Origin of the sequence: Shinella sp. WSD5-1 (assembly GCF_963942435.1) — a bacterium.
GTDB lineage: Bacteria > Pseudomonadota > Alphaproteobacteria > Rhizobiales > Rhizobiaceae > Shinella > Shinella yambaruensis.
Genome location: NZ_OZ012596.1, coordinates 457573 through 477862, shown reverse-complemented (window position 1 = coordinate 477862; position 20290 = coordinate 457573). Strand labels below are relative to the sequence as shown.

General features: G+C 66.9%; 20 protein-coding genes and 1 tRNA gene. 10 read left to right on the top strand and 11 right to left on the bottom strand.

Features of this window, described 5'->3' with window-relative positions:
- The 3 genes from AABQ55_RS02220 to obgE are packed head-to-tail and all read right to left on the bottom strand — an operon-like array spanning window position 1 to window position 3455.
- The gene (locus tag AABQ55_RS02220) at window positions 1-1278 is read right to left on the bottom strand and encodes a glutamate-5-semialdehyde dehydrogenase (RefSeq protein WP_272807112.1); all 1278 of its coding nucleotides are present in this window, start codon (window positions 1276-1278) and stop codon (window positions 1-3) included.
- A complete protein-coding gene (gene proB, locus AABQ55_RS02215; RefSeq protein WP_272807111.1) occupies window positions 1271-2443 on the bottom strand; it encodes a glutamate 5-kinase in 1173 nt (390 codons plus the stop codon). Before proB ends, AABQ55_RS02220 begins: the two co-directional genes overlap by 8 nt.
- Window position 2444: 1 nt before the next feature.
- Window positions 2445-3455 (bottom strand): GTPase ObgE, encoded by a 1011-nt coding sequence (gene obgE / locus AABQ55_RS02210; protein WP_272807110.1) that lies wholly within the window; start codon window positions 3453-3455, stop codon window positions 2445-2447.
- A 79-nt stretch (window positions 3456-3534) separates the two neighbouring features.
- Between obgE and AABQ55_RS02205 the strand changes: the two genes are divergently transcribed.
- Complete coding sequence (locus tag AABQ55_RS02205) at window positions 3535-4395, top strand: endonuclease/exonuclease/phosphatase family protein (protein WP_272807109.1); 861 nt, start codon at window positions 3535-3537, stop codon at window positions 4393-4395.
- 101 nt (window positions 4396-4496) lie between these two features.
- On the opposite strand, the gene AABQ55_RS02200 is transcribed toward AABQ55_RS02205, so the two are convergent.
- The 5 genes from AABQ55_RS02200 to rplU form a co-directional block, all read right to left on the bottom strand.
- Complete coding sequence (locus AABQ55_RS02200; protein WP_272806860.1) at window positions 4497-5423, bottom strand: IS110 family transposase; 927 nt, start codon at window positions 5421-5423, stop codon at window positions 4497-4499.
- Between the two features lie 240 nt (window positions 5424-5663).
- The gene (locus AABQ55_RS02195) at window positions 5664-6254 is read right to left on the bottom strand and encodes a GNAT family N-acetyltransferase (protein ID WP_272807108.1); all 591 of its coding nucleotides are present in this window, start codon (window positions 6252-6254) and stop codon (window positions 5664-5666) included.
- A complete protein-coding gene (locus tag AABQ55_RS02190) occupies window positions 6251-6883 on the bottom strand; it encodes a GNAT family N-acetyltransferase (protein ID WP_024270533.1) in 633 nt (210 codons plus the stop codon). The genes AABQ55_RS02195 and AABQ55_RS02190 overlap by 4 nt, the downstream gene beginning before the upstream one ends.
- Window positions 6884-7008: 125 nt before the next feature.
- A complete protein-coding gene (gene rpmA / locus AABQ55_RS02185) occupies window positions 7009-7278 on the bottom strand; it encodes a 50S ribosomal protein L27 (RefSeq protein WP_064331928.1) in 270 nt (89 codons plus the stop codon).
- Between the two features lie 25 nt (window positions 7279-7303).
- On the bottom strand, window positions 7304-7675 hold the full coding sequence (gene rplU / locus AABQ55_RS02180) for a 50S ribosomal protein L21 (protein WP_245083095.1): 372 nt from the start codon (window positions 7673-7675) through the stop codon (window positions 7304-7306).
- A 325-nt stretch (window positions 7676-8000) separates the two neighbouring features.
- Between rplU and AABQ55_RS02175 the strand changes: the two genes are divergently transcribed.
- Window positions 8001-8090 (top strand) — tRNA-Ser (locus AABQ55_RS02175).
- Window positions 8091-8189: 99 nt separating this feature from the next.
- On the opposite strand, the gene AABQ55_RS02170 is transcribed toward AABQ55_RS02175, so the two are convergent.
- Entirely contained in the window at window positions 8190-8927 is a 738-nt protein-coding gene (locus AABQ55_RS02170; RefSeq protein ID WP_272807107.1) for a calcium-binding protein, read from the bottom strand.
- Between the two features lie 175 nt (window positions 8928-9102).
- On the opposite strand from AABQ55_RS02170, the gene abc-f reads away from it, so the two are divergent.
- On the top strand, window positions 9103-10725 hold the full coding sequence (gene abc-f / locus AABQ55_RS02165; protein WP_272807106.1) for a ribosomal protection-like ABC-F family protein: 1623 nt from the start codon (window positions 9103-9105) through the stop codon (window positions 10723-10725).
- A gap of 25 nt (window positions 10726-10750) precedes the next feature.
- Here the strand turns inward: abc-f and AABQ55_RS02160 are convergent, their stop codons facing one another.
- Entirely contained in the window at window positions 10751-11152 is a 402-nt protein-coding gene (locus tag AABQ55_RS02160; protein WP_272807105.1) for a (R)-mandelonitrile lyase, read from the bottom strand.
- A 105-nt stretch (window positions 11153-11257) separates the two neighbouring features.
- On the opposite strand from AABQ55_RS02160, the gene AABQ55_RS02155 reads away from it, so the two are divergent.
- Window positions 11258-12475 carry a TIGR03862 family flavoprotein gene (locus tag AABQ55_RS02155; protein ID WP_272807104.1) on the top strand — a complete coding sequence of 406 codons (1218 nt, stop codon included), beginning with the start codon at window positions 11258-11260 and terminating at the stop codon, window positions 12473-12475.
- A gap of 10 nt (window positions 12476-12485) precedes the next feature.
- Here AABQ55_RS02155 and AABQ55_RS02150 read toward each other — a convergent pair whose 3' ends face one another.
- Complete coding sequence (locus tag AABQ55_RS02150) at window positions 12486-13268, bottom strand: IclR family transcriptional regulator (protein ID WP_245083164.1); 783 nt, start codon at window positions 13266-13268, stop codon at window positions 12486-12488.
- Window positions 13269-13493: 225 nt separating this feature from the next.
- Between AABQ55_RS02150 and AABQ55_RS02145 the strand changes: the two genes are divergently transcribed.
- Genes AABQ55_RS02145 through AABQ55_RS02120 form a run of 6 tightly spaced genes read left to right on the top strand, consistent with a single transcriptional unit; the run spans window position 13494 to window position 20264 of the window.
- Window positions 13494-14564 carry an ABC transporter substrate-binding protein gene (locus AABQ55_RS02145; protein ID WP_272807103.1) on the top strand — a complete coding sequence of 357 codons (1071 nt, stop codon included), beginning with the start codon at window positions 13494-13496 and terminating at the stop codon, window positions 14562-14564.
- Window positions 14565-14596: 32 nt separating this feature from the next.
- Complete coding sequence (locus tag AABQ55_RS02140) at window positions 14597-16105, top strand: sugar ABC transporter ATP-binding protein (protein ID WP_272807102.1); 1509 nt, start codon at window positions 14597-14599, stop codon at window positions 16103-16105.
- Window positions 16102-17067 (top strand): ABC transporter permease, encoded by a 966-nt coding sequence (locus tag AABQ55_RS02135; RefSeq protein ID WP_272807101.1) that lies wholly within the window; start codon window positions 16102-16104, stop codon window positions 17065-17067. The genes AABQ55_RS02140 and AABQ55_RS02135 overlap by 4 nt, the downstream gene beginning before the upstream one ends.
- The gene (locus AABQ55_RS02130; RefSeq protein WP_443021136.1) at window positions 17049-18005 is read left to right on the top strand and encodes an ABC transporter permease; all 957 of its coding nucleotides are present in this window, start codon (window positions 17049-17051) and stop codon (window positions 18003-18005) included. Before AABQ55_RS02135 ends, AABQ55_RS02130 begins: the two co-directional genes overlap by 19 nt.
- Window positions 18002-18958 (top strand): amidohydrolase family protein, encoded by a 957-nt coding sequence (locus AABQ55_RS02125; RefSeq protein WP_272807099.1) that lies wholly within the window; start codon window positions 18002-18004, stop codon window positions 18956-18958. Before AABQ55_RS02130 ends, AABQ55_RS02125 begins: the two co-directional genes overlap by 4 nt.
- Window positions 18951-20264, top strand: coding sequence for an alanine racemase (locus tag AABQ55_RS02120; protein WP_272807098.1), 1314 nt, complete (start codon window positions 18951-18953; stop codon window positions 20262-20264). The genes AABQ55_RS02125 and AABQ55_RS02120 overlap by 8 nt, the downstream gene beginning before the upstream one ends.
- Window positions 20265-20290: the final 26 nt, after the last annotated feature.

Sequence of the window (20290 nt, the reverse complement as noted above, 5' to 3'; positions counted from 1 at the left end):
TTAGGGCCGCACCTGTCCGGTGCCGCGCACGCGGTATTTGAAGGAGGTGAGCTGCTCGACGCCGACGGGGCCGCGCGCATGCATCTTGCCCGTCGCGATGCCGATCTCGCCGCCCATGCCGAACTCGCCGCCATCGGCGAACTGGGTGGAGGCGTTGTGCAGCAGGATCGCCGAATCGATCTCCGTGAAGAAGCGCTCGACGACCGCGGGATCCTCGGCGATCACGGCTTCCGTGTGGGCGGAGGACCAGCGGTTGATATGCTCGATCGCGCCGGAAATGCCGTCGACGAGCGTGACGGAGATGATGGCGTCGAGATATTCGGTCGACCAGTCCGCCTCCGTCGCGGCGACAAGGTTCTCGATGCGGGCGCGGATCTCGTCCGTCGCACGCACCTCGCAGCCGGCGGCGCGCAGGCCTTCGAGAAGCGGCGAGAGATGCGTGTCGGCCGCGGCGCGGTCGATCAGCAGCGTCTCCGCCGCGCCGCAGATGCCCGTGCGGCGCATCTTCGCGTTGACGACGATCGTCTTCGCCATGTCGAGATCGGCGGATTTGTCGACGTAGATGTGGCACAGGCCTTCGAGATGGGCGAAGACCGGCACGCGCGCCTCGCTCTGCACGCGCGCGACGAGGCTTTTTCCCCCGCGCGGCACGATGACGTCGATCGTGCCGCCGAGACCGGACAGCATGGCGCCGACGGCGGCACGGTCCGTGACGGGCACGTACTGGATGGCGTGTTCCGGCAGGCCGGCGGCCTTGAGGCCGGCGACGAGGCAGGAATGGATCGCCTGCGATGAATTCACGCTGTCCGACCCGCCGCGCAGGATCACGGCATTGCCGGCCTTGAGGCACAGCGCCCCGGCATCCGCCGTCACGTTCGGCCGGCTTTCATAGATGACGCCGATGACGCCGAGCGGCGTGCGCACGCGCTCGATATGCAGGCCGTTCGGCCGGTCCCATTCGGCAATGACGTCGCCGACCGGGTCCTTCAGGCCGGCAATGTCGCGGATCGCGTCCGCGATGCCCTCGATGCGCTCGGCCGTCAGCGTCAGCCGGTCGATGAAAGAAGCGGCGACGCCGCTTTCCCGGGCATTGGCAAGGTCGATGGCATTGGCGGCGAGGATGGCATCGCGGCCGGCAAGGATGTCCGCGGCCATCGCGTCGAGCGCGCGGTTCTTCGCATCGGCGGTGGCGATGGCGAGTGGCCGCGCCGCGGCGCGGGCATTGCGGCCGATCTCGGCCATCAGGCTGTCGATATCGGTCCTGACCTGGTCAAGCATGGCTGACGTCCCTTTTCGCCTCGGCGGCGAGCGGCGCGGAAAGGCCGGTCACCACGAGGTCATCCCTGTGCACCATGGCGGCGCGGCCGGCATAACCGAGAATGGCGGCGATCTCCGCCGATTTCTTGCCGATGATCATACGGGCCTCGTCCGCGTCGTAGCCGGCAAGCCCGCGGGCGATCTCGCGCCCGTTCGTGCCGTAGATCGAGACCGTGTCGCCGCGCGAGAACGTGCCCCAGACGCCGCGCACGCCGGCGGGCAGCAGGCTCTTGCCCGAGGTCAGCGCCGTTTCCGCGCCGGCGTCGATCTCCAGCCGGCCGGCCGGCTGCAGCTGCCCGGCGATCCAGGTCTTGCGCGCCGTCACCGGCGAGCCCGAGGGCGCGAACCAGGAGGAGCGCGCGCCTTGCTCGACGGCGCGCAGCGGGTGGTCGACCTTGCCGGAGGCGATGATCATGGCGCAGCCCGCGCCCGTCGCGATCTTGCCGGCATCGATCTTGGTGCGCATGCCGCCGCGCGACAGTTCCGAGGCCGCGCCGCCGGCCATGGCCTCGATCTCGGGCGTGATCGCCGCGATGGTTTCGAGGAACCGCGCCTCCGGGTCGAGATGCGGCGGGGCCGTGTAGAGCCCGTCGATATCGGAGAGCAGGACGAGCAGGTCGGCGCCGGTCATGGTGGCGACGCGCGCGGCGAGCCGGTCGTTGTCGCCGTAGCGGATTTCCGTCGTCGCGACCGTGTCGTTCTCGTTGATGATGGGGACGGCGCCGAGTTTCAGGAGCTGGTTGATCGTGGCGCGGGCGTTGAGGTAGCGACGCCGTTCCTCCGTGTCGCCGAGCGTCAGGAGGATCTGGCCGGCGACGATGCCGTCGGTCGAGAGGCTTTCCGACCAGGCGCGGGCCAGCGCGATCTGGCCGACGGCGGCGGCGGCCTGGCTCTCCTCCAGCTTCAGGGCGCCCGAGGGCACCTTCAGCACGGAGCGGCCGAGCGCGATGGCGCCGGAGGAGACGACGAGCACCTCCGTGCCGCCGGCGCGCAGCGCCGCGATGTCCCTGCACATGGCGTCGAGCCAGGCCTTTTTCAGGCCGCTCGCACGGTCGACGAGCAGGGCCGAGCCGATCTTGATCACAATCCGGCGGTATTTTCCGAGCGGTTTGCGGTGCTTCGTCATCTCAGTCGTCGGATCCGGAGTTCTTCGCCTCAACGATGATGTCGCGCAGCGCCCTGAGCGTGCCCGTCATGCCGACATTGGCGACGGCGGAAATCTGGAACGGCGTCTGCCCGCTCGCCTTCGCCAGCGCCTTGGTCTTCTTCTTCAGCTCGTCCTCGTCGAGCAGGTCGATCTGCGAGAGCGCGACGATCTCCGGCTTGTCGGTGATGCCGCCGCCATAGGCTTCCAGCTCGTGCTTCACCGTCGTGTAGGCCTTGGCGACGTCCTCTTCCTGCGCGGAGACGAGGTGCAGCAGCACGCGCGTGCGCTCGACATGGCCAAGGAACCGGTCGCCAAGCCCGATGCCGTCATGCGCGCCCTCGATGAGGCCGGGAATGTCGGCGAGGATGAACTCGCTGCCGTCGATCGTCGCGACGCCGAGATTGGGGTGCAGCGTGGTGAAGGGATAGTTGGCGATCTTCGGCCGGGCCCGCGTGCAGGTGGCGAGGAAGGTCGATTTCCCCGCATTGGGCAGGCCGACGAGGCCAGCATCTGCGATCAGCTTAAGGCGCAGCCAGATGGTCTTCTCGTCGCCTTCCAGGCCCGGATTGGCCCAGTTCGGCGCCTGGTTGGTCGCCGACTTGAAATGCGCGTTGCCGAAGCCGCCATTGCCGCCGGCGGCCAGCTTGAAGCGCTGGCCTTCCGTCACCAGGTCGACGATCAGCGTCTCGTTGTCTTCCTCGAAGATCTGCGTGCCGACCGGCACCTTCAGCGTCACGCTGGCGCCGTTCGCGCCGGTGCGGTTGCGGCCCATGCCGTGCGTGCCGGTCGCGGCCTTAAAATGCTGCTGGTAGCGGAAGTCGATCAGCGTGTTGAGGCCGTTGACGGCCTCCACCCAGACATCGCCGCCGCGCCCGCCATCGCCGCCATCGGGGCCGCCGAATTCGACGAATTTTTCACGGCGGAACGAGACAGCCCCTGCCCCGCCGTCACCGGACCGGATATAGACTTTTGCTTCGTCCAGGAACTTCATCGGCTCGCCGTTCGCTTTTCTCGTATTTTCATAGTGCCGTCTTCGATATAGCCGCTTCCGTGAGAGGTCAAAGACTATCGTGAAATTCGTCAGCTACAACGTCCAGTACGGCATCGGTCTCGACAACCGGTTCGATCTGCCGCGCATCGTCTCCAGCATTCACGGCGCCGATATCATCGCGCTGCAGGAAGTGACCCGCAATTTCAGCCGCAACGGCCATGTCGACATGGTCGCCGAGCTGCAGACGCTGCTTGCCAATCACTATTCCGTCTTCGGGGCGGCCTGCGATCTCGATGCGGGCTCGGCAATCGAACAGGGCCGCGTGGTCAACCGCCGCTTCCAGTTCGGCAACATGATCTTCTCGCGCTGGCCGATCCTGTCGACCCGCACCATGCTCCTGCCGCGCACGCGCACCCTCGACAAGCTGAACCTGCAGCGCGGCGCGACCGAGGCGGTGATCGCAACGCCCAGGGGGCCGCTCCGTATCTATTCCGTGCATCTCGACCATGTGCACCGCGACGAGCGCATCGCGCAGATCCGGTATCTGAAGGACCGTGCCCAGCTCTACTCCGTCGAGGGCGGCGCGATTTCCGGCGCCCATGAATTCGACCTTGCCGAGCCGCCGGTGCCGGAGGACTACGTGCTGATGGGCGATTTCAACATGGTGCCGGAATCGCCGGAATATTGCGAGATGGTCGGCGGCGTGGATGCGCTCTACGGCCGCCAGATCCGCGCCACCCATCCGGTGGACGCGCTGGCCGGCCTCGGCAAGCGCCACGCCGCCAGCTACAGCTGGGTCGATCCGAAAAACCATACCGAGCGCCTCTTCCTCGATTACTGCTTCCTCAGCCATGGCCTCGTGGAACGGCTGACGGACGCCTGGGTCGACGAGACCGCCTACGGCTCGGACCATATGCCGGTCTGGTTCGAGCTTTCGTGAATGAAACGAGCCGAACACTCTAAAACCGGGAAACCCTCTCCTCCGTCTTGGTCGGGCTTGACCCGACCATCCACGCCACACTCGCTGCATGGCAACTGTGTTCAAGCGAAGTTGGTTTTGTCGCGCTGCATTGCATTGAGGATCGTGATGAGCTTTCTTGCGACGGCGATGATGCCGGCCTTTGCGGAGTCTGTTCTGGCTGAGACGGCCTGATGGAAGGCGCGCAGGCGCGCTGAGGCCTTGATTGCGCCGAGGGCCGCCATGTAGAGGGCCTTTCGCACGCGTGGCCTGCCGCCCTTGATGCGGCGGCGGCCGTTTCTCCTGCCGGAATCGTCATTGAAGGGAGCAAGGCCGGCAAGGCTTGCGGCTGTTTTGGGCGAAAGGCTGCCGAGTTCGGGCATATGGGCCAGCAGGGTCAAGGCTGTCACCTTGCCCACGCCGGGCGCGGAGGTAAGGCGATGGGCGTGTTCGGTGAGGGCCTGGCTCTTCATGTGGTGGTCGATCGCAGCCTGGATCGAGGCGATCCTCTCGCCGAGGATGGCGATCATGGCCTCGATGTCGGCGCGGATGGCGGGATCGAAGGCATCGCAAAGATGCCGGCGCTCGGTTGCACGGGCATCGACGAGCTGATCCCGGCGGCGGGCAAGGGCCGCCAGCCGCTCGCGGACCGGGCAAGGCGGCGCCTCGGCCGTCAGGCCGAACATGGTTCCCATCTCGCAAAGCGAGCGGGCATCGATGCGGTCGGTCTTGGCCAGCCGTCCCCGCGCTTCGGCAAAGCGCCGGGCCGTCTTCGGGTTGACGCGGGCAAAGGCGATGCCGGCCTGTGAAAGACACAGGCGCAGCATCCGGTCGCAATGACCTGTCGCCTCGAAGACGACCAGGTCGGTGGCCGGGTCGAGGCGACAGGCAAAAGCGGACAGCGCGGTCTGCTCGTTGGGGATGCGGCAGAACCTGGCCGTTTTCGGATCGAAGATGTCGATCATGTCCTTGCCGATGTCGCAGCCGATGAAGGTATGGTGTATCGTCATGGCGCCTGCTCCTGTGTGCGGGGTCTGTGGCGACAGCCCCGTGCAACTGTTCAGGTTGATGGGCGAAGCGGGAAGGGACCAAGCCACGCCGCGGCCTGCCGTCACAAACGGCGGCCTGGATCCTCTCGGCCTCCTTCCCGCAACCATCTTACATCAGACCAAACACACAGGATCCTCGGGTCGAGCTCGAGGATGACGTCGGTGGGGGGACAGGGCGGATGTCTCCGCCCCGGTCCCTTTTCAGTGCCGCGGTGCCGCCGGGCGGAAATCGCCCGGCTCCAGCCGCGTTTCGATATGCGGCACCATCGCGCCGCGGGCGACGCAGAAGAGATCGCTGCATCCGGTGATGCGGAAGCCTGCCTTCTCCTGCACCCTGAGCGAGGCGACGTTGTCGGCGAAGATGCCGGACCGGATGTCCGTGCCGGGCATCCGCATCAGGAACCGCGCCGTCGCCGCATGCACGGCCTCGCTCATATAGCCCCGCCCCCAGTAGAAGCGGTTCAGCCAGTAGCCGAGCTCCCATCCGCTGCGGCTGCGCTCGAAGGAGACGCAGCCGATATGCACGTCGTCTCCCGCGGTGATGGCGAAGGCCCAGCCCTCGTTGAGATCGGTGGTGGCGACGGAAAGCCATTCGGCCGCATCCTGCCGGTCATAGGGCGCGGGCACCCGCGCCAGCATGCGCGAGACCTGGAAGTCGTTCAGCGACTGGGCGATCGCCTGCGCATCGGACATGCGGTGCGGGCGCAGGACGAGGCGCGCCGTCGCGACGGTCGGGCAGGGCCCGGGGCCGACGATGCGCGCGCCTTCCGTCTGGGTCTGCAGGACGTTCATCGCATGCCTCCCCAGCTCTTCAGCGAGACCCAGGTCTTGCGGTCCAGCCGATACCATTCGACGGGCACCATGCCGCCGACGGCAAGGCTCTGCACCATGCCGGTCGCCTGGAACTGGAAGCCGCACTTCTGGATGACCCGCCGCGAGGGGATGTTCATGACCCGGCAGCGCGCATCGATCTGCTCGATGTCGCGGGTGCGGAAGACCATGTCGATCAGCGCGTGAGCCGCTTCGGTGACATATCCCTGGTTCCAGTAGGGCTCGCCCAACCAATAGCCGAGCTCGACCGTCCGCCCGTCCTCGTGCGGTTCGATCCCGCAGCATCCGAGGAAGGCGCCGTTGTCGGCTTTCGTAATGGCATAGACGCACTTGCCAATCGCGCCGGCGCGTGTGCGTCGCACGAAATCGGCAGCATCCGCGACCGTGTAGGGGTGCGGCATGCGGGCGACCATGTTGGCGATATTGGCGTTGTTGGCGAGATGGGCAAGGGCGTCGATGTCGTCTTCGTGCGGGGCTCTCATGACGAGCCTCTGCGACAGCAAGATCGGGCAATCGGTCCTCGACCGTTCAGGCCTCAGCCGTTCCTTGGGAGACCGTGATTGGCCTTCCCTTAACAATTCGGTCTGCATGGTTCAGTCCTCCAGAGCAAAAAGGGGAGATAAGGTCTTGCCCCATCTCCCCTTTTTTCTTCAGGCCTGAACCTGTAGCGTCAGCCGGGTCGATGAGACGCCGGCTGTTTTAGAGCGCTACCGGCTTATTCCGCTGCTTCCGCTTTCGGGGCTACAGACACGTAGACGCGACCGTTGGCCTTCGTACGGAAATTCACATTGCCAGCCGTAAGGGCGAAGATCGTGTGATCCTTGCCGAGGCCGACATTGGCACCGGGATGCCACTGCGTGCCACGCTGACGGACGATAATGTTGCCTGCGACGACGGCTTCGCCGCCGAACTTCTTCACGCCAAGGCGCTTGGACTCGGAATCGCGACCGTTGCGCGAGGAGCCGCCAGCTTTTTTGTGTGCCATGGGAGTTCTCCTTTACCTGTCCAGATTATTCGGCTGCGGCTTCAGCGGCGGCTTCGGACTTCTTGGAAGCCTTCTTGGCCTTGCCGGCTGCGGCGATGTCGAGAATGCGGACGGTCGTGTTGTGCTGACGATGGCCGCGCGAGCGCTTCGAGTTCTGGCGGCGGCGCTTCTTGAAGGCGATGACCTTCTTGCCACGGCCATGCTCGACGACTTCGGCGGTCACGATGGCGCCTTCGACGAAGGGCGCGCCGATCGTGGCATCGGCGCCGACGCCGACCATCAGCACTTCGGTGAATTCGATCTTGGCGCCTGCGTCACCCGACAGCTTTTCAATCGTCAGGACGTCGTTGGCGGCCACGCGGTACTGCTTACCGCCGGTCTTGATGACTGCGAACATATTTTATCCTTTCATGTTCGTGCCGGCTCTTTGCCTCTGAAGGCAAGGCCGTCTTTTTGTCAGTCGGTAATGGCGATGCATTGGCGCACCGCCGGCTCAAACGATTCCTTGCGGGATAGCCTCTCGGCATGGCACAAAGAACCAACGTAGCGGCACAGGTCGGACCTATGCCACTGCACCTTGCGCAATAGGTGAGGCCATGAAAACTGTCAAGGGGATTTCCGTCACCATGACAAATAGATGAACTTTCCGCGCGCCAGCCCCCTTGCAACCCCGCCCGACACCCGCTATGTACCGCCCGCGCTGAAAAGCGTCGACCCGATGCGGAGAGGTGGCAGAGAGGTCGAATGCACCGCACTCGAAATGCGGCATACCTGCAAGGGTATCGTGGGTTCGAATCCCACCCTCTCCGCCATAATCGCCCGATATTTCGGTTCCCGGCAAGCGCCGCCGAACGGATCGGCGGCACCCTACCTCTTGTTTGGTTTTGTGCATCGTTATCTGCCCATCGGCCTTACCAGCTGAAGTCGTCACGGCTGAGTTCGCCGAGCCGCGTGTCCTCAAGGACCAGATAGTCGTCGCCGGCGCGGATGATGACGTTGTTGCCGGACTGGCTGGCGGCCGCGCGGATGGCCGCATAGCTGTCGAACCGGTCGTAGTGTGAGACGTCGATGCGGTCGTCGCCGTTTTCGAAGTCGGTGATAATGTCGCGGCCGCCGTTGAAGACGAAGACGTCGGCGCCTTCGCCGCCGGTCATCCTGTCGTTTCCGGCGCCGCCGTTCAGAACGTCGTTGCCCTCATGCGCGACGATGCGGTCGTTGCCGGACTGGCCCCAGATCCTGTCGTCGCCCTCGCCGCCAGAGATCACATCGCTGCCGGCCCCGGCATAGATCACGTCATTGCCTTCGCCGCCGCTGATTTGATCGCGACCCCTGCCCGCGACGGCATGGTCGTTGCCCTCGCCGAGAACGAGGCGGTTGTCGCCGTCGCCGGCGCGCAGGACATCGTTGCCGTCCCCGCCCCATAGCTTGTCGTCGCCGCCGCCCGATACGATCCGGTCGTTGCCTTCGCCGCCCCACACGTGATTTCGGCCACTACCCGCATCGATGCGATCGTTGCCTTCCCCGCCATAGAGGAAATCGTTACCGCCATAGCCAAAAAGCAAGTCATCGCCCGAGCGGCCGTAGAGATGGTCTTTCTGGTTCGTACCGACGATACGGTTGTCGTCGTCATTTCCGCGTTTCGTAACCATGTGAAAACTCCTTCGTCGACGGGCAGAATTGCCGTGTTGCGCGGGAGGAACGGGGCGCGTGGCGGCTTATTCCATCGAAGCGGAATTTTTCATTTCTGTCGGGCGCGCCTGCGGCATGGACTTGATGCGCCGCCTCATGGCATAGGGCGCGGGACACGACGAGGCCCGGTTTTTCATGATCCGCATCGAGAACATCAGCAAGTCCAACAGCCACCGCATCCTGTTCATCGAGGCGTCCGCCGCGTTGAACCGGGGGGAGAAGATCGGGCTTGTCGGGCCGAACGGGGCCGGCAAGACAACGCTCTTTCGCATGATCACCGGGCAGGAGGCGCCGGACGAGGGGCAGGTCTCGGTCGAGAAGGTGGTTTCGATCGGCTATTTCAGCCAGGATGTCGGCGAGATGGAAGGCCGCAGCGCCGTCACCGAGGTGATGGACGGGGCAGGGCCGGTGAGTTCGGTCGCCGCGGAGCTGCGCGCGCTCGAAGCGGCGATGGTCGATCCCGACCGGCTTGACGAGATGGACGCGATCATCGAGCGGTATGGCGAGGTGCAGGCGCGTTACGAGGAGCTCGACGGCTACGGATTGGAGAGCCGGGCGCGCGAGGTGCTGGCGGGCCTGAGCTTCAGCCAGGAGATGATGGACGGCGATGTCGGCAAGCTTTCCGGCGGATGGAAGATGCGGGTGGCGCTGGCGCGCATCCTGCTGATGCGGCCGGACGTCATGCTGCTCGACGAGCCGAGCAACCATCTCGATCTCGAAAGCCTGATCTGGCTGGAGCAGTTCCTGAAGAGCTATGACGGGGCGCTGCTGATGACCTCGCACGACCGCGAGTTCATGAACCGCATCGTGACGAAGATCATCGAGATCGATGCCGGCTCGCTCACCACCTATTCGGGCGATTATGCCTTCTACGAGCAGCAGCGGGCGCAGAACGAGAAGCAGCAGCAGGCGCAGTTCGAGCGCCAGCAGGCGATGCTCGCCAAGGAGATCAAGTTCATCGAGCGCTTCAAGGCGCGCGCCTCCCACGCCGCGCAGGTGCAGAGCCGGGTCAAGAAGCTCGACAAGATCGAGCGGGTCGAGCCGCCGCGCCGCCGCCAGGCCGTCATGTTCGAGTTCCAGCCGGCGCCGCGCTCGGGCGAGGACGTCGTCAGCCTCAGGAATGTCGACAAGGCCTATGGCAGCCGGTCCATCTACCGGGATTTCAGCTTCCTCATCCGCCGGAAGGAGCGCTGGTGCGTGATGGGCATCAACGGGGCCGGCAAGTCCACGCTGCTGAAGCTCGTCGCCGGGGCGGTACGCCCCGATACGGGCAGCGTGACGATCGGGGCGAGCGTCAAGGTCGGCTATTTTGCACAGCATGCTATGGATCTGCTCGACGGGGACCTGACCGTCTTCCAGTGGCTGGAGGCGGAGTTTCCGCGCGCGGGGCAGGGGCCGCTGCGCACGCTGGCCGGCTGCTTCGGCTTTTCCGGCGACGACGTCGAGAAGAAGTGCCGGGTGCTGTCCGGCGGCGAGAAGGCGCGGCTGGTGATGGCGGCGATGCTGTTCGATCCGCCGAATTTCCTGATCCTCGACGAGCCGACCAACCATCTCGACCTCGACACCAAGGAAATGCTGATCAAGGCGCTCTCGGAATACGAGGGCACCATGCTCTTCGTGTCGCACGACCGCCATTTCCTCGGCGCGCTGTCGAACCGCGTGCTGGAGCTCAACGGCGACGACGTGCATCAATATCCGGGCGGCTATACCGAATACGTCGCCCAGACCGGCCACGAGGCGCCCGGCCTTCCGAACTGATCGTCCGGCGTGGGGCGGGGTGGCCTCACGCCTTGCCGAGATATTGTTCGTCCGTCACCTGTTCCAGCCAGGTCACGGGCGAGCCGTCCTGCGCTTCGGCGATGGCGACATGGGTCATCGCGGTCCTGTCCGTCGCGCCGTGCCAGTGTTTTTCGCCGGGCGGGAACCAGACGACGTCGCCCGGGCGGATCTCCTCGATCGGCCCGCCCTCGCGCTGCGCCCAGCCGAGGCCGGCGGTGACGATGACGGTCTGGCCGAGCGGGTGGGTGTGCCAGGCGGTGCGGGCGCCGGGTTCGAAGGTGACGATGGCGCCGCCGGCGCGGCCGGGGGCTTCCGCCTTGAAAGGCGTGTCGAGGCGTACCTTGCCGGTGAAGTAGTCGGCCGGGCCTGGCGTCGAGGGGCTGGTGCCGTTGCGCTTGATGTCCATATCCGTCTCCTGATTCTGCTGTGCGGATCCTATACCGGCAAGAGTGCTGGCGGAGCCGCCGGAGACGATTTATGAGAACGGCGCAGGGTTTCAAGGCGGTGTGGAATGGACAAGCGGCGGATCGGGATCGTCGGCGGTGGGCCGGCCGGGCTGATGGCGGCGGAGGTGCTTGCGGCGCGCGGCCATGCGGTGAGCGTGCTGGAAGCCATGCCGACCATCGGGCGAAAGTTCCTGCTGGCCGGAAAGTCGGGCCTCAACATCACCCATTCCGAGCCCTATGACCGTTTCGCCGCCCGCTTCGGCGTGGCGGGCGCGCATCTGCGGCCGGCGCTTGATGCCTTCACGCCCGGGGACCTGCGGGCCTGGGCGGAGGGGCTTGGCACGAAGACCTTCGTCGGATCCTCGGGACGGGTGTTTCCGGTCGCCATGAAGGCCTCGCCGTTGCTGCGGGCCTGGCGGGCGCGGCTGGAAGGGCAGGGCGTCGCCATCCGCGTGCGCCATCGCTGGACGGGATTTGCGCCGGAAGGGTTGCGTTTCGAGACGCCCGAGGGTGTGGCCGTGATGGCGTTCGATGCGGTCCTGCTGGCGCTCGGCGGCGCGAGCTGGCCGCGGCTCGGCTCGGATGCGACCTGGATCGATGGCCTTGCGGAACGGGGCGTCGGCATCGCGCCCTTCCGCCCGGCCAATTGCGGTTTCGACGTGGACTGGTCGCCGGTCTTCGCCGAGCGCTTCGCCGGCGCGCCGGTCAAGGGCGTCACGGCGCAGTCCGCGGCGGGCACGATCCCCGGCGAATTCGTCGTCTCGAAGACGGGTATCGAGGGCAGCCTCGTCTATGCCCATGCGGCGGTTCTGCGCGATGCGCTGGAGGCGTCGGGCGCGGCCTCCCTCACGCTCGATCTTGCACCCGGGCGCAGTCTCGCGCGGCTTGCGGCCGACCTCGCCCGGCAGGGCGGCAAGGCGAGCTTTTCCAGCCGGCTTCGCAAGGGCGCGGGCCTCGACGGGGTCAAGGCGGCCTTGCTGCGGGAATGCGTCCGGGACGTCCAGGCCTTGCCGCCGGATGCGCTGGCCGCGGCGATCAAGGCCCTGGCCATCTCCCTCGTCCGGCCGCGGCCGATCGCGGAGGCGATTTCCGTGGCGGGCGGCATCCGGTTCGATGCCATCGATGCGGACTATGGGCTGAAGGCCCTGCCGGGCGTCTTCGTGGCCGGCGAAATGCTCGACTGGGAGGCGCCGACCGGCGGTTACCTGCTGACGGCCTGCCTTGCGACCGGGCGGGCGGCAGCGGAGGGGATCGACCGCTGGCTATCCAATCGGGCGGATTGAGCCGGCACGGTCAGCTGCGCTTCGGCCGCGTCGGCGCCTGGCCGAGGCTGGCGGCTGCATCCTTCAGGCAGGCGAGGTAGCGATCGCGGTTGGCCAGTCCGTCGTCGCGCGGGGTGACGAGGCACAGCGTGGCGGCGGCATGCCCCTCGTCCATGACCGGCACGGCGAAGCAATGGGTGAAGCTGTCGACGATGCTGTTGAAGGTGAAGAAGCCTTCGTGCCCGGCCTGGCGCACCTCGGTGAGGAAGGCCTGCGGGTCGAGCCATTCGCCGCCCGGCAGCTGGAAATCCTGCGGCGGGATGAAGGCGAGGATCTCCTCGTCCGTCATGTGCGCGACGAGCAGGCGGCCGGAAGCGGTCCACGGGATCGGCACCGACTGGCCGATATCGGTGGAGATGCGGAAGGGCCTTGCGCCCTCGCGCATGTGCACGACGGTGTATTTGTTGCCGTCCAGCATGCAGAATTGCGCGGTCTCGCGCGTTTCGCCGGCCAGCCGCTCCAGCGCCGCCTCGCATTCGCGGGTGAAGTCGAAATGGTTCTCGTAGGCCGCGCCAAGGAAATAGAGTTTCCGCCCGAGATAGACGCGGCCGTCGCCGCCGGTGAATTCCAGGATGCCGTTGCGCAGGAGGAGGTTCACCAGCTCGTAGACCGATGAGCGCGGCGCGCCGATCTGCGCGGCGATCTCGTTCGGCTTCAGCGCCTGCCGCTTCTGGCGCAGGAAATCGAGGATCTCGAAGGCGCGATCGAGTCCCCGGGCCCGCTTGCCGCCTGCATCGTCCGCAATAGCATCCATCTCGTCCGTTCCTGCCTTCGTCCTCGTCACGCTTCTCCCGCCGCCCGGGCGATCTGTCAATCCGCGGCGGCCGGACGTCGTCGCATGCGAAATTTTCGACCTCCCCTTGCGGGGCGGAAAATTCGGCATAAGATCGCATCGTCCATTATAAAGATCATATGTTCAATATATTGGACATTGACGGATGGCAAGCCCGTATCCGCTGCCGCAAAAAAGGGGAACGACATGAAAACGCTTGAAAACAGCCCGACCGTTTCGCGGCGCCGCCGCCTTCTCGCGGGCGCCGCCGCCGCTGCGGCCATCCTTGCCCTTTCGGCCGGCAGCGCCTCGGCCGCCGCCAACTGCATCAAGGGCGACCGCAAGGCGCCCTATACGGTCGGCTGGGCGAACATCTATTCGGTGCCGACCTGGATGAAGCAGACCGAAGGCACGATTGCTGCCGAGGTCGAGGAGCTGAAGAAGGCCGGTCTCGTGAAGGACCTGATGATCACGGACGCGCAGGGCAACGCCCAGACGCAGATCCAGCACATCCAGTCGATGATCGACGCCAATGTCGATGCGATCGTGGTCATCGCCGGCTCCTCCAACGCGCTCGACCGCGTCATTTCGGATGCCTGCGACAAGGGTATCGCGGTGGTGAACTTCGACAGCCTCGTCAACACGGACAAGGTGACGGCGAAGATCAACACCGATTCCAGCGAATGGGGCGCGGGCGCTGCCAAGTGGCTTGCCGACCAGCTCGGCGGCAAGGGCAAGATCATCATCATGAACGGCCCGGCCGGGATTTCCGTCAGCGATGACCGCCGCAAGGGCGCCCAGCCGGTGCTCGACGCCAATCCGGACCTCGAAATCATCACCGAGACCAACACGGAATACAATGTCGCGCCGGCGCAGGAGGCGATGACCAGCCTGCTCTTCGCCAATCCGGAAATCGACGGCGTGCTGTCGCTCGGCGGCGCGATTTCGGCCGGTTCCGTCATGGCCTTCGACCGCCAGGGCCGCGAGCAGGTGCCGATCACCGGCGAGAATGCCCGCCAGTTCCTCGAACTGTGGAAGGAAAAGGGCCTGAAGGGCTGGGCCACCATGCAGCCGAACTGGCTCGGCGCGCTCTCGGTCTACACGGCCGTGCAGGCGCTGGAAGGCAAGGACGTGCCGGCCTTCGTCAAGGTGCCGCTGCCCGTCATCGACGACAGCACCATCGATACCTACCTCGCCCGCGCGGACCAGTTCCCGGCCGACGGCTACATCTACTCGGATTACGACAAGGCGCTGTTCGACAAGCTGCTCGCCCAGTAATCCCGCGCCAGTAACCCGCGAAGGATGCCGTCATGACGGAAACAAGGCCCCTGCTGGAGGCCCGGCAGGTGTTCAAGGGGTTTTTCGGCAATCCCGTTCTGAAGGGCGTCGACATCGCCCTTCATCCGGGCAGGGTCCATGCCCTGCTCGGGGAGAACGGCGCGGGAAAATCCACGCTGATCAATCTCCTTTCCGGCGCTCTCCAGCCGGACAGCGGCGCCATCCTCGTCGATGGCCGGCCGGTCGGGCGTTTCAGCCCGGCCGCCGCCCGCGCCGCGGGCATCGCCGTGGTGCAGCAGGAGCTGAGCCTGACTGCCGACCTGTCGATCGCCGAGAATATCGGGCTCGGCGCCTTTCCGCGCCGTTTCGGCCTCATCGACTATGCCGCGCTTCAGAAGGGCGTGCGGGAGGTCTGCGCCATGGTAGGGCTCACCGAGCCGCTCGACATGCCGGTCGCCGATCTTTCGCTCGGCCGCCGGCAGATGGTGGAGATCGCCAAGGCGCTGTTCCGCAAGCCGCGCGTGCTGATCCTCGACGAACCGACCTCCTCGCTTTCCGCGCATGAGGCCGGCATTCTCGCCCGCCTCATCGGGACGTTGCGCGACCGCGGCACGGCGCTCCTCTACATCTCCCACCGGCTCAACGAGGTGCAGGCGCTCTGCGCCCATGTCACCGTGCTGAAGGACGGCGGCGTCATGGCGGACCAGTCGCTGGCCGGTATCGACGGCGAGGGGCTGGTGCGCCTCATGGTGGGCCGCGAGACGGGCGATCTCTTCCCGCCGCGCCCGCTCGCCGCGCCTGGCGCGACGCGCATCAGTGTCGAAAAATTCTCGGCCGGCCTCGTGCGCGAGATCGGCTTTTCCGCCCGCGCCGGCGAGATCGTCGGCATCGGCGGCCTCGTCGGGCAGGGGCAGGAAGACCTGCTGCTCAGCCTTTACGGCGCCATTCCCGCAAGGGCCGACCATGCCGAGGTCTCCAGCCTTCCCCGCCTGCCCGCCCATGTCGGCGAGGCGAATGCCGCAGGCATCGTCTATGTGCCGGCGGATCGCAAGCATGAGGGGCTGGTCCTGCCCCATTCCATCGCCGCCAATCTCATCCTGCCTTCGCTCGGCCGGCTCGCCCGCCGCGGTTTTCGCGACCGTGCGGCGGAGGCCGGGCTGATCGCCGACCTGGCGCGGCGCCTGACGATCAGGGGCGACGTCGCCCGGCCGGTGCAGGCGCTCTCCGGCGGCAACCAGCAGAAGGTGGCGCTCGCCAAGTGGCTGCCGCTCGATCCGTCCATCCTGCTGCTCAACGATCCGACGCGCGGCGTCGATATCGAGACCAAGCGCGAGATCTACCTCATGCTGCGCGCGTTTGCCGCCGAAGGGCGGCTCGTCATCCTGGCCAGCTCCGATACGCCGGAACTCGTGCATCTGTGCGATCGCGTCGTCGTGCTGCGCGAGGGCCGCGTCGCGGCCCGGCTTTCCGGCGCGGCGATCAGCGAGGAGGCCATCGTCGGCGCCGCCATGGGCATCCACGAACAGGGAGAGGCCGCATGAGCGCTGTTCCGTCCTCCGGCTGGCTTTACGGTGCCATCCAGCGCGGCCGCAATCGCGGCCTCGGCGGCCTCTACCTGGTCGTCGCCGCCTTCCTCGTCCTCTATGCGGTGCTGTTTCCCGGCATCCTCTCCGTCAGCGGCTTTTCCAAGTTCACGCAGAACTGGTTCCCGCTGGCACTTGTCACCATGGCGCAGGCGCTCCTGATGCTGAACGGCGGCATCACGCTTGCCATTGGCCCGCTGGTCAGCCTCGGCGCGGTGATCGCGGCGACGACCATGGGCGGCGCGCTGGGCGTTCCCGGCGGCATCCTCGCCGTCGCGCTTGCCGGCCTTGCCATCGGTGCCGTCATCGGCGCCATCGTGGCGCATCTGCGGCTGCCGGCCATCATCGTCACGCTGGCGGGCTCCTTCATCATCACCGGCGTCGCGCTGATCCTGCTGCCGCGTCCGGGCGGCTTCATTCCGGACTGGCTGTCGACGACGCTGGCCGGCCACACGCCGGTCGCCTTCCTGCTGCTCGTCGCCATCCTCCTTGCCTGGAAGGCGTTCCTGGCGACGCCGCTCGGCATCGGCATCTATGCCGCCGGCGACAACCCGATCGGCGCCTTCCGCTCCGGCGTTCCGGTCGAGCGGGTGAAGATCGTCGCCTTCGCGCTGTCCGGCCTGCTGGCGGCGCTGGCCGGCCTCTTCGTCGCGGCGCAGACGGGCTCGGGCGATCCGGTCATCGGCACGCCCTTCACGCTGAATTCGATCGCGGCCGCCGTGCTCGGCGGCGTCGGCTTCCTCGGCGGCAAGGGCACGATGCGCGGCGCGATCTGCGGCAGCCTGCTGCTCTCGGTCATGATCAACGTCATGTTCTTCCTCGGTTTCCCGCCGGTCGCGCAATATGTCGCGCAGGGCCTGATCATCGTCGGCGCCGTGGCGGTGCCGGAACTCTTGAAGCAATGGAGGGCAAGGCGATGAAGGCCGTGAAAGCCGTGTTCCGCAATCCGCCGCTCCTGACCTTCCTCCTGGTGGCCCTCGTCTGGCTCGTCGCCAGCCTCACGCTGCGCGGTTTCGGCGCCTATGGGCACCTGCGCTATCTCCTGGAGCTTGCCGCCGTCATCGGCATCGTCGCAGCCGGGCAGACGCTGGTCATCCTGATGGGCGGCATCGACCTCTCCGTCGGGGCGGTCATCACCGTCACGGCGATCCTGCTGCCGCTGATCTCGCCGGCCGCCGACCCGACCGGCCTCGTCGGCATCGTGCTCGCCCTTGCCCTCGCCACCGGCATCGGCCTCCTCAACGGGGCGGGCGCGGCCTATCTGCGCGTGCCGCCGATCATCATGACGCTCGCCATGGCGACGTTTCTCCAGGGGCTGCTCGTCATCGTCGCGGGCGGCAGCGCCGTCACCGTCAGCAATCCGGCGGTCATCCTGCTCGGCCAGGCCCGTCCCCTCGGCATTCCCGCCGGCATCCTTCTCTGGATCGTCGTCTCGGTCGTCGTGCTCCTCATCATCCACCGCATGCCGCTCGGCGCGCGCTTCCTCGCGCTTGGGGCCAATCCGCTGGCCGCGCGGCTTTCCGGCGTCAGCGTGGCCAGGAACACGCTGCTCCTCTATGCGCTGTCCGGCTTCTTTGCGGGGCTTGCCGGCATCCTGGTGCTCGGCATGAACCGGCAGGGCTATGTCGGCATCGGCGATCCCTATCTCCTGATGTCGATCGCCGCCGTCGTGCTCGGCGGCACCTCCATCCTCGGCGGGCGCGGCACCTATGCCGGCACCATTCCCGGCGCCATCCTGCTCGTCACCACCACGGCGCTGATCACCGTCGTCAATGCCTCGCCGGGCTGGCGCTCCATCATGTTCGGTTCGCTGATCCTCGGGCTCCTGCTCATCTCCGGCCGCGAGGCGCGACGATGACGGTGCGCTATGACGGGCCGGTGATCGACCCGCACCATCATCTCTGGGACCTCTCGCTGAAGCGTCACCCCTGGCTGGAAAAGGCGCGGACGGAGGGCGGGGAAATGGTCTATGGCAGCCTTGCGCCGATCCTGCGGGACTACGGTGTGGAAGACTACCGCCGGGATGCGGCGAACCAGAACGTGGTGGCCAGCGTGCATGTCGAGGCCGGCTGGTCCGACGCCCATCCGCTGGAGGAAAGCCGCTGGCTTGCCGGTCTCGACCGGACGTCCGGCGTCGCGAAGCGCTGCATTGCCCGCGTTCCGCTCGACAGCCCGGACGCCGCCCGCCTGATCGAGGCGGAGGCGGCCAATCCCGACGTCGCCGGCATCCGCGATATCGTCAGCTGGCATCCGGAGCCGGCAAAGAGCTTCGCCTCCCGCGCCCACCGCATGGCCGATCCCGCCTGGCGCGCCGGCTTATCCCATCTCGCCCGGCACGATCTCGTCTTCGACCTCATGCTCTATCCCTGGCAGATGGACGAGGCGCTCGATCTCGTGCGCGCCTTTCCGCAGACGCTCTTCGTGCTCAACCATGGCGGCAGCCCGGCCGATCGCAGCGCGGAGGGCATGGCGCTCTGGCGTGATGGCCTTGCGGCCCTCGGCCGCGAGCCGAATGTGAGGCTGAAGATTTCCGACCTCGTCGCCTATGATAATGACTGGACGCCGGAAAGCCTGCACCCGGTGATCGCGCATTGCCTCGCCTGTTTCGGCCCTCGCCGGGCGATGTTCGCCAGCGATTTTCCCGTCGCCGGCCTGCACGCCTCGTTCGACGCGATCTACGCCGTCTTTCGCGCCGCGGCCGGTCCGCTGTCGCTCGATGAACAGCGCGCCCTCTTCTTCACGACCGCCAACGACACCTATCGCCTCGGGATCGCCGATCCCGTCGCGGCCAAGGGAGAAAACCATGGCTGACCTTTCCGTGACCGGACCGGACAATCCGGTGATCGACGATCGTATCCGCGGCTTTCCGCCGGGCCAGGCGGCCCTGCCGCTCGATGCTGTCGGGGCGCAGGGCTGGAAGCCCTATGACGGCGCGATGGCCCTGCCGCTGATCTCGCTCGACCGGGAGGCTTTTGCCGGCAATGTCGCGCTGATGATGGATTATGTGCGCGATCACGGTATTGCCATCGCGCCCCATGCGAAGACGCCGATGTCGGCGGCGCTCGCCGGCGCGCTGCTCGCGGCCGGCGCCTGGGGCACCACGGTGGCCGATATCCGCCAGGCCGCCGTGCTGCTGAAGGCCGGCCAGCGCCGGCTGATCCTCGCCAACGAGATCGGCGGTGCGGCGGCCGCGCGCCGGCTCGCGGCGCTTGCCGCAAACCATCCCGATGCGGTACTGCATGTCTTCGTCGATTCGGTCGATCTGGTCGAAGCCCTGCGGGCCGCCTGGCAGGGGCGCAAGGGTCTCCCGCCGCTCGGCCTCCTCGTCGAGCTCGGGGCGGGCCGCGCCGGGGCACGCAGCGCCGAAGCGGCGGGCGCGATCCTCGATGCCATCCTCGCCGCGGAAACGCCCGCCTTCCGGCTCACCGGCATCGCGACCTATGAGGGCGCCGCCGCAACGGCGGACGCGGAAGAGACCCTGCGCCGGATCGACGGGCTGGTGGCGATGACGGCAGCCTTCCTGCCAGAGGTCCGCGCCCGGGTCGGCGATGCGCGGCCGCTGATCGTCACGGCGGGCGGCTCGGTCTTCTTCGACCGGGTGGTGGCCGGCCTCTCCGCCGCCGTCGCCGCCGATCCCGACAGCCGGCTCGTGCTGCGCAGCGGCGCGATCTTCTTCCATGACCACGGCGTCTACGAGCGCGGCCTTGCCGGGCTGGATGCCCGCGCGGGCTTCCGCTTCGGCGGTGAGGTCCGCTCGGCCGGCAGCGGCTTCAGGCCGGCGCTGCGGGTCTGGGCCGAGGTGCTCTCGCTGCCCGAGCCGGGCCTTGCGATCTGCGGCATGGGCCTGCGCGATGTCGCGATGGACCAGGGCCTGCCGCGGCCGCTGGCGCTCTATCGCGACGGCGCGCCGCTTGGCCGCCTTGCCGGGGCCGACGTGCTCCGCCTCAACGACCAGCATGCCTTTGTTTCGCTTCCCGCCGGCAGCGACATGCGCATCGGCGACGTGGTCGAGTTCGGCATCTCGCATCCCTGCACCTGCCTCGACCGGCACGCGATCCTCTATGGCCTTGCCCCCGACCACACGGTCACGGCGGCCTATCCCACCAGCTTCGGCTGATCCTCCCAAGAAGAAAGGAAATACTC

What these genes read in the sequence shown, in the direction of transcription:
- AABQ55_RS02220 (WP_272807112.1), bottom strand. Translation starts at nt 1,278, where the DNA reads ATGCTTGACCAGGTCAGGACCGATATCGACAGCCTGATGGCCGAGATC.
- proB (WP_272807111.1), bottom strand. Translation starts at nt 2,443, where the DNA reads ATGACGAAGCACCGCAAACCGCTCGGAAAATACCGCCGGATTGTGATC.
- obgE (WP_272807110.1), bottom strand. Translation starts at nt 3,455, where the DNA reads ATGAAGTTCCTGGACGAAGCAAAAGTCTATATCCGGTCCGGTGACGGC.
- AABQ55_RS02200 (WP_272806860.1), bottom strand. Translation starts at nt 5,423, where the DNA reads ATGACGATACACCATACCTTCATCGGCTGCGACATCGGCAAGGACATG.
- AABQ55_RS02195 (WP_272807108.1), bottom strand. Translation starts at nt 6,254, where the DNA reads ATGAACGTCCTGCAGACCCAGACGGAAGGCGCGCGCATCGTCGGCCCC.
- AABQ55_RS02190 (WP_024270533.1), bottom strand. Translation starts at nt 6,883, where the DNA reads ATGCAGACCGAATTGTTAAGGGAAGGCCAATCACGGTCTCCCAAGGAA.
- rpmA (WP_064331928.1), bottom strand. Translation starts at nt 7,278, where the DNA reads ATGGCACACAAAAAAGCTGGCGGCTCCTCGCGCAACGGTCGCGATTCC.
- rplU (WP_245083095.1), bottom strand. Translation starts at nt 7,675, where the DNA reads ATGTTCGCAGTCATCAAGACCGGCGGTAAGCAGTACCGCGTGGCCGCC.
- AABQ55_RS02170 (WP_272807107.1), bottom strand. Translation starts at nt 8,927, where the DNA reads ATGGTTACGAAACGCGGAAATGACGACGACAACCGTATCGTCGGTACG.
- abc-f (WP_272807106.1), top strand. Translation starts at nt 9,103, where the DNA reads ATGATCCGCATCGAGAACATCAGCAAGTCCAACAGCCACCGCATCCTG.
- AABQ55_RS02160 (WP_272807105.1), bottom strand. Translation starts at nt 11,152, where the DNA reads ATGGACATCAAGCGCAACGGCACCAGCCCCTCGACGCCAGGCCCGGCC.
- AABQ55_RS02155 (WP_272807104.1), top strand. Translation starts at nt 11,258, where the DNA reads ATGGACAAGCGGCGGATCGGGATCGTCGGCGGTGGGCCGGCCGGGCTG.
- AABQ55_RS02150 (WP_245083164.1), bottom strand. Translation starts at nt 13,268, where the DNA reads ATGGATGCTATTGCGGACGATGCAGGCGGCAAGCGGGCCCGGGGACTC.
- AABQ55_RS02145 (WP_272807103.1), top strand. Translation starts at nt 13,494, where the DNA reads ATGAAAACGCTTGAAAACAGCCCGACCGTTTCGCGGCGCCGCCGCCTT.
- AABQ55_RS02140 (WP_272807102.1), top strand. Translation starts at nt 14,597, where the DNA reads ATGACGGAAACAAGGCCCCTGCTGGAGGCCCGGCAGGTGTTCAAGGGG.
- AABQ55_RS02135 (WP_272807101.1), top strand. Translation starts at nt 16,102, where the DNA reads ATGAGCGCTGTTCCGTCCTCCGGCTGGCTTTACGGTGCCATCCAGCGC.
- AABQ55_RS02130 (WP_443021136.1), top strand. Translation starts at nt 17,049, where the DNA reads ATGGAGGGCAAGGCGATGAAGGCCGTGAAAGCCGTGTTCCGCAATCCG.
- AABQ55_RS02125 (WP_272807099.1), top strand. Translation starts at nt 18,002, where the DNA reads ATGACGGTGCGCTATGACGGGCCGGTGATCGACCCGCACCATCATCTC.
- AABQ55_RS02120 (WP_272807098.1), top strand. Translation starts at nt 18,951, where the DNA reads ATGGCTGACCTTTCCGTGACCGGACCGGACAATCCGGTGATCGACGAT.